This is a genomic window from Enterobacter oligotrophicus (assembly GCF_009176645.1).
GTDB classification, from domain to species: domain Bacteria; phylum Pseudomonadota; class Gammaproteobacteria; order Enterobacterales; family Enterobacteriaceae; genus Enterobacter; species Enterobacter oligotrophicus.
Map to the genome: position 1 here is coordinate 2,661,121 of NZ_AP019007.1, position 13,389 is coordinate 2,674,509.

A 13,389-nucleotide genomic window follows, 5' to 3' on the forward strand; every position below is an offset into this window, starting at 1 on the left:
GTTACGCTCCCCAGATGTCGCGAATTTGCGAGTGGAATGCCTGTGCCACCTGCGGTGGATTCACCGCACCCGCCAGCGCACGACCGGCAATAAAGGCTTTAACATTGATCTGCTTAAACAGCGGCAGATCGGCGGGCGTGATGCCGCCGGTTATCGAGAGCTGTAAACCGATGTCAGAGAGGGCTTTCATTTTAGCGAGATCGGCTTCCCCCCACTGCTGTCCGCTGGCCTGCGCATCGCGCCCGCGATGGTAGATCGCCTGTTTCACACCGACGCGATGCCACGCGCGCGCGTCGTCCAGCGTCCAGTGACCAAACAGTTCCATCTGGATCTCGCCACCACAGCGCAGTGCCACGTCGTGACCTTTTTCGACGGTCGCCAGCGGGGCGGCGCAGATGATGGTCATCCAGTTTGCTCCTGCCCCAAACGCCTGCTCAGCCAGCGTTTCCCCGGCGTCGGCTACTTTCCAGTCTGCCACGATGATCTTCTCCGGGCACTGTTCGCGCAGGGCGCGCACGGCGTTCAGCCCTTCGGTCAGGCATAAAATGGTGCCTGCTTCGACGATATTGACGTGATCCAAAAGCAAAGCGACATCGCGCTGTGCAGCCGGAAGTGAGGTATGGTCGAGCGCCAGCTGCAGTAATGGTCGGCTCATAGGTCGTGCTCCTTAACGCGGGCGTGATAACCCTGTAGTGCTGAAATCAGTAACTGGTAACGGTGATATTTGTGCTGGTAGGCCCCATGGGCGCGCATGTCGGGCTCAATGACCCGGATGTCATGTTTGAGGGCACGCTGAGCGGCGTGGAAATCGGGATAAACGCTGGTGCCAACCAGCGCCGCCAGCGCTGCGCCGGAACAGCCGGTCTCTTCCACCTGCGGAAGTTCAATCGCCAGGCCGCTGACGTCCGCGAGCATTTGCATCCACACATCCGAATGGGTTGGGCCGCCCGTAACACGCAGCGCCTTCACATGGGTAAAGCGTTCGAGCATGCGGTTAAGATGGGTCATATGGCTGAACACCACGCCCTCGTAGACCGCCTGTAACAGGTGCGCGCGGGTGTGTAGCGCCTGCATGCCGTAGAGACCGCTGGTCATCTCCAGCCCGGCGTTGCTGCCATAGAGAAACGGCAGGAAAAACACCTCGCTTTCTGCTTTTGGCAGGCTAGCGACAGCCTGGTTGATCTCGCTGAACGAGATATCTCCCCACTGTGCCGCCAGCCACTCAAGGTTGCCGGAAGACGTGGGGCTGGCTTCGTGGACGATAAACTGCTCTGGATGAACGTAGCGGCCATAGACGTAAGAGTACGGCTCGTTGTCACGAAGCGCATTGGCGATCCCGCTGGTGACGGCCCAGGTACCCATCACGGCGTTAAGCGTATTTTCGTCGTGCAGCCCGGCGCAGATCGCGGTGGAAACCACATCAAACAGTCCACCAACGACGGGCGTACCCGCCGCGAGACCGGTCAGTGCGGCTGCCTGAGCGGTGATTTCCCCGCAAATTTCTGCTGAACCGACAATGGGCGGCAGTGCACCGTCGATTTCACCGATACCGAGCCAGCGTGTGAGCTGCGGGTCGTACTGGCCGGTGTTCATGTTGTAGAGGTTAGATTCCGAGATGTTGCTCTCTTCGCAACCTTTTACCCCCGTAAGGCACCAGCGCAGATAATCATGTGCCATCATCACGCAGCCAATCTGCTGATAACGCAGCGGCTCGTTCTCTTTCACCCAGCGTAAAAGCGAGGCCGGATGGCCCGTCCACAGCGTCTGGCGTGTATGCGGGTAAAGTTTTTCGGGGATGCCGTCCTGCTGCCAGCGCTGCACAATCTCCAGCGCACGGCGATCGGAGGAGAGCATGGCGTTACCCAGGGGCTGGTCATGTTTATCAAGAAGAAACAGACCTTTTCCCTGAGCAGAGATGCCGACACCTTTGATCTGTTCGCCGTCAACGCCTGAATTGTTGAGCAGTAAGGCGACGGTAGCGTGGCAGTGCTGCCACAATTGGTGCATATCCCGTTCGGCGTAGCCTGCGCGCGGGCTGAGCGTGGCAACCGAGCGGCGTTCAATGCTGATTTCCTTGCCCTGGCTGTTATATAAACCGGCTTTCAGATAAGTACCGCCACAATCGATACCCAGCCAGAGGGGCTCTTTTTCACTCATCTTCTTCTCGCTTAATTGCCGGGTGGCACTTCGCTTACCCGGCCTACGGTTTGGTTTAGTGGGTCAGGTGAGGGCATCAGGCTGCACGCTTGTGCGGGTTCACCGTAGGATTAGGTTCCGATCCGGCATCGCATTTCGCCGGTAACAGCAGGGCCAGCAGCGACGCCAGCGCCAGGGAAACGGCCAGGCAGTAAACGCCCGCATCCTTGCTGTACAGGGTGATCAGCACGCCTACTGCATACGGCCCGCAGAAGCCACCGAGGTTGCCCAGGGCGTTAATTACGCCGCGCGCACCGCCTGCCATCTCGGCACTGAACAGCCGCGCCGGAATGGTCCAGAACACGCCAGCAGCCGACTGCAGGAAGAAGCCACAGCCCACCAGTGCGGCATAAGCCAGCCAGGTGTTCTCTTTTAACGCCACGGAGAGGAACATGCAGAGCGCGAATCCAATCAATGGCAGGGAGACAAACAGCTTGCGCTTGCCGGTGCGGTCAGAGAGTGAAGAGAACAGGAACATACCCGCAATGGCACCGATGTAAGGCAGGATGGCGAGCATCCCCACCTGACCGATGCTGGTATGCGTCAGCTCTTTCAGGATGGTTGGCAGCCAGAGGGTGTAACCGTAAATCCCGGTCTGATAAAAGAAATTCAGGGCGATCAGCTGCCACATGGTTTTGTCTGACAAAACCGCGCTGAGCGAAGCGTTTTTCACCTCTTTTCCGGCAATCGCCTGCTGCTCAGCGGCCAGCGTGTGGACCAGATAGTTTTTCTCGGCCTCGGAAATCCAGCGCGCTTCCTGCGGGCGGTCATAGACCGTAAAGGCCCAGAGTACCAGCACAACGACGGACATCAGCCCTTCAATGATGAACAGCCAGCGCCAGTCGAGCGCAGTGATGATCCACCCGGACAGCGGGGCCGTGATGATCCCGGCAATCGGCACAAACATGATCACAATCGCGTTAGCACGGCCGCGTTCAGCATCCGGGAACCAGTTGCTGATCATGGTGAGCACGACGGGCAGCATTCCACCTTCCGCCACGCCGAGTAAAAAGCGCAGCCCCAGCAGTTGATACTGGTTGGTCACAAGCCCGGTCAGAACCGAGATCACCGCCCAGGCGACCAGAGACCAGCCGATAAACTTCTTACCGCTGCCATGAACGGCAATCTTGCCGCCGGGAACCTGCAGGAACAGATAGCCGATAAAGAAGATCCCACCCGCCAGGCCCGCCATCGTGGCAGAAATACCTAACTCTTCATCCATACCGCCCGGCATCGCAAACGCAATATTCACGCGGTCCATATAGGAAATAATGCAGGCAATAAGAATCGGCGGAATGATTCTTAACCAGCGCTGGCGCGGAATATCCGCATGTAGAGCATGAGAAGACGTATTCATATTTTATGTCTCAGTCAATGTAACCGGAATAAGGATTTTTTTATTGTTATTGCGTTGCTTTATTCATGGCGCTAATGCCGTCGCGCAAAATAGCAATGCGATGGTTGACGTTAGCATTAGCATTTATTTCCAGTAACTTAATACCGGAGAATTTCAATGTTGCGGCGCTCGCCGCAGTAAATAGTGCTTTTGCATGTTCAATAGTCATTAAACTTTCGGTGCAGCACGAAGAAAACGGTGCGTGTAAATCCTGCCATTCCCCGTATTCTCCGCAGGTGGCGGTGCCGGAGAACATCAGCGCCCCCAGTTTTCCTGCCCGGAGCGCGGCCTGTACGTGCTCAACCGGAAGAGTGGTGTTACGCCCTTCAATGGCCGACCGCGCCCAGTTGATGCACACGCTGATATCCGTTCCTTTCACCACGTCCAGCACCTGCTGTAAGGGTAAGAACCCTTTGCGTGGCGCGGGGCCGGTCATGGAATCACAGTGTTCGAGTAGCAGATCGCAGGCCCAGTCCCATTGCGCGATTTCACGAATGGAGCGGGAGAAAGCCTCGGTGGCTTGTTCGACAGACGCATTACCCGCCTGCGGTGCCGCCTGCATTTCAAGGGCAATGACTTTGCCTGGAAAGCGGGTATTCACGGCCTCAATCTTGTGATGCAGATGACGGTAATACTCAACGCTGGCTTTGCGCTGTGCTTCGTCAGCAGACGCCAGACCAAACGCGCCGTTGGTGCCACGGCGGCGCATGGTTTCCATTACCGCCGTTACGACAATTTGCCACTCCCCCGGCGTGTGGCGAAACAGCCATTCATCACCAAATGGGTGAAGATTTTCAAGACAAGGTTGTTCCAGCCCACGGATATACGGTGTGTCGGCAAGTTCCCGCCAGAAGGCCTGCTCTTCGTGTTCCCCTTTCTGGTGAAACGAGGGTGCGCAGGGGTACGCACCAATAATAAAACCGGTGTTGGTCATTTCGCTTTCCTGTATCTTTCAGAAAATTAATCTAATTCGCTGAGTGCCACTTTCACCACAATTTTACGAATTGCAGTTTCGTTGTTTTTAATACAGGCAGGACGATGAACATCCTGCGGGAAAAATATGGCGTAGCTGCCGGGTATCATTTCGATAAATGATTCATTTTCACTGTCGCGATAAAAAATAATATCCCGCTGTTCCAGCAATGACTCACTTATTTCGTTATTACCGGTATCAATAGCGATACCGATTTTTTCCTCCCCCCAGGCCAGGAACTGAATATCAAGATAGCGGCGGTGGATCTCCGGGCGATTCTCATGCGGCTCTCTGGTGGTCAGGTCGAGCACCTGAGCAAAGATGTTACGCCCGTCAATTTCCACCACGCCCGGCTCCAGCGTGGTGAAATCCGTGGTGCGCAGAAAATTAAGTGCTTTTTCAATCGCCTGCGGCAGGCGACACGGATTTGGCTGCGAAATATGTCCGAATAGCATGGCCCACTCCTTACAGAGACTGGATTTTTGCCCATACGCTGTCGTCAACGGTGATGCCGCTGCGGCGGTTTTCTTCCAGCAGGCGCGTAAACTCATGCCCCGGCAGACGGACAGCGACGTTTTCGTCGGACCGTTCCGCAGTGGTGATGAAATCCATGATGCGCTGCAGTTTGGCATCGCGGGTTGGCCCGTCGATCAGGCGATCCACTTCGATGGCAATAAAGATCTGCGACACGCCGTACTCATCGCTGTTGTCCTGAGTCACTTCCGCCACGGAAGAGCCATTGGAGAGCAGGGTGGCGATCATATCGAGCACGATGGATAAACCAGAACCTTTCCAGTAGCCCATCGGCAGAATGCGGCGGTTTTTCTCAATCACACCCGGCTCTTTAGTGAGGTTGCCTGCGTCATCAAAGCCGCCATCCACCGGCAGTTCACGCCCAGCCAGACGATTCACCTCCAGCATGCCGTAGGAGAACATCGACATCGACATATCCACCATAGTGATTGGGCTGGATGGGATCGCGACGATCAGCGGGTTGGTGCCAATACGGCACTCTTTTGATCCCCACGGCGGCATCACGGCGATGGAGTTGGTCCAGCAAATTCCGATATAGCCTTTCTCCGCCGCCTGCCAGCCGTAGCTGCCACCGCGCATCCAGTGGTTCGCGTTACGCAGCGCCACCAGGCCAATACCGTGATCGGAAGCCAGCTCGGTGGCGCGATCCATCATTTTCTTCGCCGTCAGGTTGCCGATGGAACGCCGGGCATCCCACTGTTCGATGGCCCCCAGCGTGGTAATACGTTCTGGCAGGGCGTCCGGGATGATGTCGCCAGCATCAAGCTGCTGAATAAAACGCGGGAAACGGTTCACGCCGTGTGAGTAGACGCCGGATTCCGTGGTGCGGGCAAACATCTCGGCGCACGCATCCGCGGTATCTGCTTTCACGCCACGTTCGAGCAGAACCCGGTTGAATGCCGCTTTCAACTCATCAAAGGTCACTTTCATCCCTGTTCTCCTGTTTTTAGGGGCAAGTGTGAGTGCTTTTTTATCTCTAAATTTCACTATGCGAAATCTGATTTCAAATATAACGATCAAATTTTGACAGATCAACGACATTCATGATTTTCAAAATCGATTAAAATCAAACGGTTGTGTTTTTTCTGTTGAGATCGTGAACTGAACCACACTTTGCGCTACCATCAGGGCGCGACAAAAAGGAGCCATTTGATGAGCATGAAAGAGAGCGAAATGACGCAAGAAAAAGAGAGGCCCGCAGGTAGCCAGAGCTTGTTTCGCGGCCTGATGCTGATTGAGATCCTCAGTAACTATCCGAACGGGTGCCCACTGGCGCATTTGTCAGAACTTGCAGGGCTGAATAAGAGCACCGTGCACCGGTTATTGCAGGGGCTGCAGTCTTGCGGCTACGTGACGCCAGCGCCTGCGGCGGGCAGCTATCGCCTGACCACCAAATTCATTGCCGTTGGGCAAAAGGCCCTGTCATCGCTGAATATCATCCACGTGGCGGCACCGCATCTTGAGACGCTGAATATCGCGACCGGAGAAACGGTGAACTTCTCCAGCCGTGAAGACGATCACGCCATCCTGATTTACAAACTGGAGCCGACGACCGGCATGCTGCGCACGCGTGCTTATATCGGCCAGCATATGCCGCTCTATTGTTCGGCAATGGGTAAGATCTACATGGCGTTTGGCCATCAGGATTACGTGGCGAGTTACTGGGAAAGCCACCAGGAACAGATCCAGCCGTTGACCCGCAACACCATCACCGAACTGAGCGCCATGTATGATGAGCTGGCGGAAATCCGTGAGCACAGCATGGCGATGGACAAAGAAGAGAACGAGCTGGGTGTCTCCTGTATTGCCGTACCGGTGTTTGATATTCATGGCCGCGTGCCGTATGCGATTTCCATTTCACTGTCGACTTCCCGCATGAAGCAGATTGGCGAGAAAAATCTGCTCAAACCATTGCGTGAAACGGCAGAAGCGATCTCAAAAGAACTGGGTTTTAACGTACGCGAGGCGTAACAGATGAACCGATTTATCGTGGCAGATTCGACAAAATGCATCGGGTGCCGCACCTGTGAAGTGGCCTGCGTGGTGTCGCATCAGGAAACCGAGGACTGTGCTTCCGTCTCCCCGAAAGCCTTCACATCCCGTATTCAGGTGGTTAAGGGCGGTTCGTTCACCACGGCTGTCGGTTGCCATCAGTGCGAAGATGCCCCTTGTGCCAATGTCTGCCCGACAAATGCCATCCGCCGCGCGGCAGGGTTCTGGCGGGTGGAGCAGGCGCGTTGTATTGGGTGTAAAAGTTGTATGGTGGCCTGTCCGTTTGGGGCAATGCAGGTTCGGTGGGTGGGAAATAATACCCAGGCGTTGAAATGTGATTTATGCGCGCATCGCGAGAGCGGACCTGCCTGCGTTGAAGCATGTCCGACTCACGCGTTACGCTGTGTTGATCCCGCCAGATTACGCGCCGAACGGCTGCATCACCTGGTGTGAGTGCTTACTGACTTTCTTCTTGCCAGGCGTTCTCAATCTCTTCGGCGAGAATTTTAACACCCGCTTCGATTTTCTCCGGGTCGGGAACGTAGTTCATGCGCATACACTGGTGCGTGTGCGGCCACGGCTTATCCAGCCCTGGGAAGAAATAATCGCCCGGCACCATCAGTACGCCGCGTTTTTTCAGACGCTGGTAAAGCAGTTCAGTGGTGATCGGCAGATCTTTAAACCACAGCCACAGGAAAATTGCCCCTTCAGGTTTGTGGATCAGGCAGCGTTCTTCCGGTAAGTAGCGGCGAATGATCGCGATAGTCTCCTGAACACGCTGATAATAGAACGGCTTAATGACCTCATTCGACAGGCGCAGCAGATCGTTGCGTTTAATCATCTCGCACATCATCGCCGGACCAATACCGCCAGGTGAAAGGCTGATAATGCCGTTCATATTGGTAATGGCGGAGATGATTTTTTCATTGGCGATAATGATGCCGCATCGGCTGCCTGGCAGGCCCAGTTTGGAGAGGCTCATGCACAGGATGATGTTCGGATTCCACAGCGGACGTGCTTCGCTGAAGATAATCCCAGGGAACGGCACGCCATAGGCGTTATCGATAACCAGAGGGATGCCGTGCTGATTTGCCAGCGCATCCAGCTTCATCAGCTCGTCATCGGTAATCACGTTGCCGGTCGGGTTGGTGGGACGTGACACGCAGATCATCCCAGTCTCTTCACCGATATGCAGATGCTCAAAATCGACGTGATATTTGAACTGGCCTTCCGGCAGCAGTTCGATGTTCGGACGCGCTGAGACAAACAGGTCTTCTTCAAGGCCGGAATCGGCATAGCCGATATACTCTGGTGCCAGCGGGAACAGCACTTTTCTGGTGGTGCCGTCGGCACGTCGTCCTGCAAACAGGTTGAACAAGTAGAAAAATGCGCTCTGGCTGCCATTAGTCAGAGCAATATTCTGTGGTTCGATATCCCAACCCAGCTCTTCACGCAGCATGTCGGCGAGGAGTTTCAGTAGCTCGGTTTTACCCTGAGGGCCGTCGTAGTTGCAAAGCGCATCGGTCGCTTTACCGTTTTCCAGCATCTGCGCCAGCAGTGTCTGGAAATAGGCATTCATCTCCGGGATTTGAGCCGGGTTTCCGCCGCCGAGCATGATTGCGCCCGGTGTGCGCAGCCCATCGTTGAGATCCTCCATCAGGCGGGTAATGCCTGAATGGCGGGTAAATTTGTCGCCGAAAAGTGAAAAGGTCATAGCAGGTGATCTGTCGGGCTTATTATGAAAGTGGGTAACCATAACGCTAGCATCGAGCGGGTGCAAATCAGGAGGTGCGGTGTGGTTTGTTGTTTTGTGTGGTGGGTTTGAATTTGTGTAGTGAATTGTTCTGGTGGTGTTTCCCTCTCTTCTGCGGGAAGAGAGGGAAAGTAAAGGCTACTGATTCCCTGCCCACACCACCATGGCTTTATCGCCCTTATGTTCACGCACAAAGCCATAACCTTCTTTCAGCGGAAGCGTGGTTTGCTTGCCCTCGCCAATCGCCGGATGACGGGCGCGGAACTGGCCTAAAATCTGCCAATGGGCGACGGCTAACGCCTGCTTGCCCGTTACGTCCTGCCAGTTCATATCTGAGCGCGTTCCCTGCAGCGGGTCGGAGCCTGTCGGCCCGAATGGACGTTCTGATTCATCTCCGTAATAGATTTGCACGCTTCCCGGTGCCAGCAGGAGCAGCTCTGCGGCGCGTTGCCCGCCTTCGCGGAACAGTCGCGTATCGTGTGAAGAGAGATAGCTCAGTACGTTAAAACTCTGCAGTTTCTCCGCCATCTGCTGCCAGAGGAGGTCCATATTGGCCAGACAATCTACCGCTTTTGCCGCCTGTTCCTGGTAGTCAAAGTTGATCATCGCATCGAAACCGTGGCGGTAATACTCACTTTGCATGACGCCGTGTCCCCAGGATTCACCGGTCATCCAGAACGGGGCATTATCGAGCTTTTTATCCGGGTTGGCGGCTTTCCACGCGGCCAGCGCCTGGCTTGCCTGATCTTTCAGTTGCTGCCACGCGTCGAGTTCAACGTGTTTTGCGGTATCGACCCGGAAGCCGTCGATACCGTAGTCACGTACCCACTGGCTGAGCCAGTGAGTCAGATAATCACGCGGGGTGTAGCCTGGAATCGCTTTAGCATGGGTATCTGGCTTGTGTTGATAAAATTCAGGTAAACCGGAAGGCGTTGTGGATTCGGTTTTCACGTCCGGCAGGAATGCCAACGACATGGTCAAATCATCGAAGCCGGGATTGTCATAATCACCAATATCGGTGCGGACCCACTTTTTGCCCCACCATTTTTCCCATGCGGCTTTATCGCTGAAATTAATGTAATCATTAAAGCTATGCCAGCTTTGACCAGCGCCTGGCTTCCAGTCGGTCCAGCGTTCGCCCAGCGTTTTTTTCAGCTCATCACCCTGAAGGTACAAAGCACCAAACTGAAATTCCTGCATATCCGCCAGCGTAGCGTAGCCCGTATGGTTCATCACGATGTCGAACAGAATACGGATACCGCGCTTGTGCGCTTCGTCGATAAGGTGGCGTAAGTCATCTTCGGTGCCCATGTTCGCATCGAGCGTTGTCCAGTCCTGCGTGTAGTAACCGTGATAGGCGTAGTGGGGGAAATCACCTTTTGTACCGCCGCCCACCCAGCCGTGGATCTGCTCCAGCGGAGAACTGATCCAGAGCGCATTGACGCCCAGTTGCTGTAAATAGTCGAGCTTGCTGGCAAGCCCTTTAAGATCGCCGCCGTGGAAGGTGCCAATCTCCTGCATACCGTCTTTATGTCGGCCGTAGCTGTTGTCATTCGTTGTGTCACCATTAACAAAGCGATCGGTCAGCACGAAATAGACGGTGGCGTTTTGCCAGCTAAACGGTGCCGGTTTGTCAGTTTCGGCACGCTCAAGCAGAAGCAGGCCGTTGCTGTTGGCGGCAGGCTGGAGGGTGATTTGGCCGTTCTGGACTGTCGCGGTCTGTTTGCTGTAGAAATCGCGCACGACGGTTCCTTCCGGGAAAGTGTGGCTAACGTTCAGCGTCAGCGGTTTACCGTCCCATTTTGGGCACTGACGCATGACGCTGGCGACGGGGTGTTCTGCCGCGCTTTGAACCGTTAACATCAGCGTGGGCGTGCCTGACCGCGTATCAATGCGCATCTGGTACTCACCATCGCGGAACAATCGCCACTGCGGTGGCGTACCTTCGCACGGTTTGAGCGAAAGCATCTCGTTGAGTTTTATGGCGTCTGTTGGCTGCCAGCACGCGTTGTCAAAACGTAACGTCAGGGGACGCGTACCCTTCGTCAGCTTTGCCTGGCTGGTGAAAACCCCGGTGCCTTCGGCGTTAAACGCGCTAAATCCAGGTGATGACCACTCTGCCTGTGCCAGTGCGGGTAGTAGCAGAAAAGCGATTGCGGTGCGTTTCATTCCATTTTCCTGTCGCGGCATTTTTAACCAGTGTGCCATCGGGTGCAGATGAAAAACTCCTCCCCTGGCGCTTTCTGCCAGGAGGACGCGAAAGGATGAGTGATCGCGCGCAAAATTAAGCAGTTATCTGCGATATCGCGCACATTTTTTCAGAAATGATGTTTTAGTGAGCCGCTTTCAGGTGACATAGTTTCGGAATTGGACTATTTCTATACGTGCTCTTGAAGTCTATTTTTGCTATGATTTGAGATTCCGCTCTCAAATTTGTGAAAAAAATAAGGTGTTGGAATGTTTATATCCGACCAGGAGACCTAATGATATCGACTCCCATTCGACGATATGGGGCCGCGATACTCATGTTACTCACCATGGCATTTTCGGGTGAGGTGCTTGCGAAGACGCACACGGATACAACGAGTAAGAAAGCCCACGTTATAAAGACGACAAGTAGTAAGGTTAGCAGTAAACAAGAGTATTCTCGCAATAGTGCAAAGAGTAGTTCACTTCCTGATTTGCGAAAATACCCTTCCGGAACACCAAGGAAAAAAGCGTTTCTCCGGACGGTAATGCCTTACATCACAAGTCAAAATGCCGCGATTACGGCGGATCGTAACTGGCTGATCGCCAAACAGTACGATAGCCGCTGGTCGCCGTCTGAACGCTCGCGCCTGAAAGAAATTACCAAACGCTATAAAGTGAAATGGAGCGGCAACACGCGTCGCGTGCCGTGGAACTCGCTTTTAGAGCGCGTGGATATCATTCCTGGCAGCATGGTAGCGACGATGGCTGCAGCCGAAAGCGGCTGGGGAACCTCGAAACTTGCGCGTAACAACAACAACCTCTTCGGCATGAAATGTGCGAAAGGACGTTGCGCCAATGCGCCAGGCAAAGTGAAGGGGTATTCGCAGTTTGCGTCTGTAAAAGATTCCGTGAATGCCTATGTGGTGAACCTGAACACGCACCCTGCTTACGCTTCGTTCCGTAAATCACGCGCTCAGTTGCGTAAGGCGGATCAGGAAGTGACGGCAAGTACGATGATCCACAAGCTGAAAGGGTATTCCACGCAGGGGCAGCGCTATAACAACTATTTGTTCGCGATGTACCAGGATAACCAGCGCTTAATCGCCGCGCATATGTAACTCAAAAAACGCCTTCCACTGGAAGGCGTTTTTGTTTCTATATCAACACTTCGCTGTGCCGTTCCCGATACTCTTTCGGCGTGGTGTCATACTCCTTTCTGAATACCGAATAAAAATACTGTAATGACGGATAGCCACACATCTGCGAGATTTCATTGATGGAAAGCGAGGTGGAGATCAACAGGCTGCGCGCTTTCTCCAGCTTTTCGGCATGAATGACCGCGTGGATGGTTTCACCCACTTCCTCTTTAAAACGTTTCTCCAGATTCGAACGAGAAATACCGACAGAATCCAGTACCTGATCAACCTTGATGCCTTTGCAGGCGTGATTACGAATATAGTGCATGGCCTGAATCACGGCCGGATCGTTTAACGAGCGATAGTCAGTGGAGCGTCGTTCCACTACGCGCACAGGGGGAACCAGCAGGCGCTGAAGCGGCAACGCTTCGTTATCCAGCAAACGATGAAGCAACTTAGCGGCCTGGTAGCCCATCTGACGTGTGCCTTGTGCCACCGAGGACAATGCCACGCGTGACAGGTATCGCGTCAGTTCTTCGTTATCGATACCAATGACGCACAGCTTTTCAGGTACTGGAATATGTAAATGCTCACAAACCTGCAGTACATGACGGGCACGGGCATCTGTTACGGCAATAATTCCTGTTTGCGGCGGTAACGTTTGCAGCCAGTCCGCCAGGCGGTTTTGCGCGTGCTGCCAGTTTTCCGGTGCGGTTTCCAGCCCCTGGTACACCACACCCCGATACTTCTCCTGGGCTACCAGCTGGCAAAATGCGTGCTCACGCTCTACCGCCCAGCGCTTACCGCTTGAGGCCGGTAAACCGTAAAAAGCAAAGCGATGTACGCCTTTCTCTTTTAGATGCAGAAATGCGCTTTCAACGAGCGCGTGGTTGTCGGTGGCAATGTAATGCACGGGCGGGTAGTGCTCAGGCGTGTGATAAGAGCCGCCGACGCCCACAATGGGGACGTCGACGCCACTCAGCAATTGCTCGATCACGGGATCGTCATAGTCCGCGATTACGCCATCGCCCAGCCAGTCTTTGATGTTCTCAAGACGGGTGCGAAAATCTTCTTCAATGAAAATATCCCACTCGGATTGCGACGCCTGCAAATATTCCCCAACCCCTTCAACCACCTGGCGATCGTAGGCTTTGTTGGCATTGAATAACAACGTAATGCGGTGACGCTTTTCAAACATGGCTTACTTTCCCAAATAAGT

Annotated in this window: 12 protein-coding genes; 3 read left to right on the forward strand and 9 right to left on the reverse strand. The window is 54.4% G+C overall.

What is annotated here, in order from left to right:
- Nucleotide 1: 1 nt before the first annotated feature.
- The 6 genes from ulaD to yiaK form a co-directional block, all read right to left on the reverse strand.
- Complete coding sequence (gene ulaD / locus EoCCA6_RS12745; protein ID WP_152082958.1) at nucleotides 2-655, reverse strand: 3-keto-L-gulonate-6-phosphate decarboxylase UlaD; 654 nt, start codon at nucleotides 653-655, stop codon at nucleotides 2-4.
- Complete coding sequence (locus EoCCA6_RS12750; protein WP_152082959.1) at nucleotides 652-2,157, reverse strand: FGGY-family carbohydrate kinase; 1,506 nt, start codon at nucleotides 2,155-2,157, stop codon at nucleotides 652-654. Before EoCCA6_RS12750 ends, ulaD begins: the two co-directional genes overlap by 4 nt.
- Before the next feature lie 76 nt (nucleotides 2,158-2,233).
- On the reverse strand, nucleotides 2,234-3,553 hold the full coding sequence (locus EoCCA6_RS12755; RefSeq protein ID WP_152082960.1) for an MFS transporter: 1,320 nt from the start codon (nucleotides 3,551-3,553) through the stop codon (nucleotides 2,234-2,236).
- Between the two features lie 46 nt (nucleotides 3,554-3,599).
- A complete protein-coding gene (locus EoCCA6_RS12760; protein ID WP_152082961.1) occupies nucleotides 3,600-4,526 on the reverse strand; it encodes a DUF4862 family protein in 927 nt (308 codons plus the stop codon).
- A gap of 26 nt (nucleotides 4,527-4,552) precedes the next feature.
- The gene (locus tag EoCCA6_RS12765) at nucleotides 4,553-5,020 is read right to left on the reverse strand and encodes a YhcH/YjgK/YiaL family protein (protein ID WP_152082962.1); all 468 of its coding nucleotides are present in this window, start codon (nucleotides 5,018-5,020) and stop codon (nucleotides 4,553-4,555) included.
- A 10-nt stretch (nucleotides 5,021-5,030) separates the two neighbouring features.
- Complete coding sequence (yiaK, locus tag EoCCA6_RS12770) at nucleotides 5,031-6,029, reverse strand: 3-dehydro-L-gulonate 2-dehydrogenase (protein ID WP_152082963.1); 999 nt, start codon at nucleotides 6,027-6,029, stop codon at nucleotides 5,031-5,033.
- Between the two features lie 222 nt (nucleotides 6,030-6,251).
- Between yiaK and yiaJ the strand changes: the two genes are divergently transcribed.
- Nucleotides 6,252-7,070, forward strand: coding sequence for an IclR family transcriptional regulator YiaJ (yiaJ, locus tag EoCCA6_RS12775; RefSeq protein WP_152082964.1), 819 nt, complete (start codon nucleotides 6,252-6,254; stop codon nucleotides 7,068-7,070).
- Between the two features lie 3 nt (nucleotides 7,071-7,073).
- A complete protein-coding gene (locus tag EoCCA6_RS12780; protein WP_152082965.1) occupies nucleotides 7,074-7,544 on the forward strand; it encodes a 4Fe-4S binding protein in 471 nt (156 codons plus the stop codon).
- A 4-nt stretch (nucleotides 7,545-7,548) separates the two neighbouring features.
- Here the strand turns inward: EoCCA6_RS12780 and avtA are convergent, their stop codons facing one another.
- On the reverse strand, nucleotides 7,549-8,805 hold the full coding sequence (avtA, locus tag EoCCA6_RS12785) for a valine--pyruvate transaminase (RefSeq protein WP_152082966.1): 1,257 nt from the start codon (nucleotides 8,803-8,805) through the stop codon (nucleotides 7,549-7,551).
- 177 nt (nucleotides 8,806-8,982) lie between these two features.
- Nucleotides 8,983-11,013 carry an alpha-amylase gene (locus EoCCA6_RS12790; RefSeq protein ID WP_152082967.1) on the reverse strand — a complete coding sequence of 677 codons (2,031 nt, stop codon included), beginning with the start codon at nucleotides 11,011-11,013 and terminating at the stop codon, nucleotides 8,983-8,985.
- Between the two features lie 314 nt (nucleotides 11,014-11,327).
- Between EoCCA6_RS12790 and EoCCA6_RS12795 the strand changes: the two genes are divergently transcribed.
- On the forward strand, nucleotides 11,328-12,152 hold the full coding sequence (locus tag EoCCA6_RS12795; RefSeq protein WP_152082968.1) for a protein bax: 825 nt from the start codon (nucleotides 11,328-11,330) through the stop codon (nucleotides 12,150-12,152).
- 37 nt (nucleotides 12,153-12,189) lie between these two features.
- Here EoCCA6_RS12795 and xylR read toward each other — a convergent pair whose 3' ends face one another.
- On the reverse strand, nucleotides 12,190-13,368 hold the full coding sequence (xylR, locus tag EoCCA6_RS12800; RefSeq protein WP_152082969.1) for a D-xylose utilization transcriptional activator XylR: 1,179 nt from the start codon (nucleotides 13,366-13,368) through the stop codon (nucleotides 12,190-12,192).
- Between the last annotated feature and the right edge of the window lie 21 nt (nucleotides 13,369-13,389).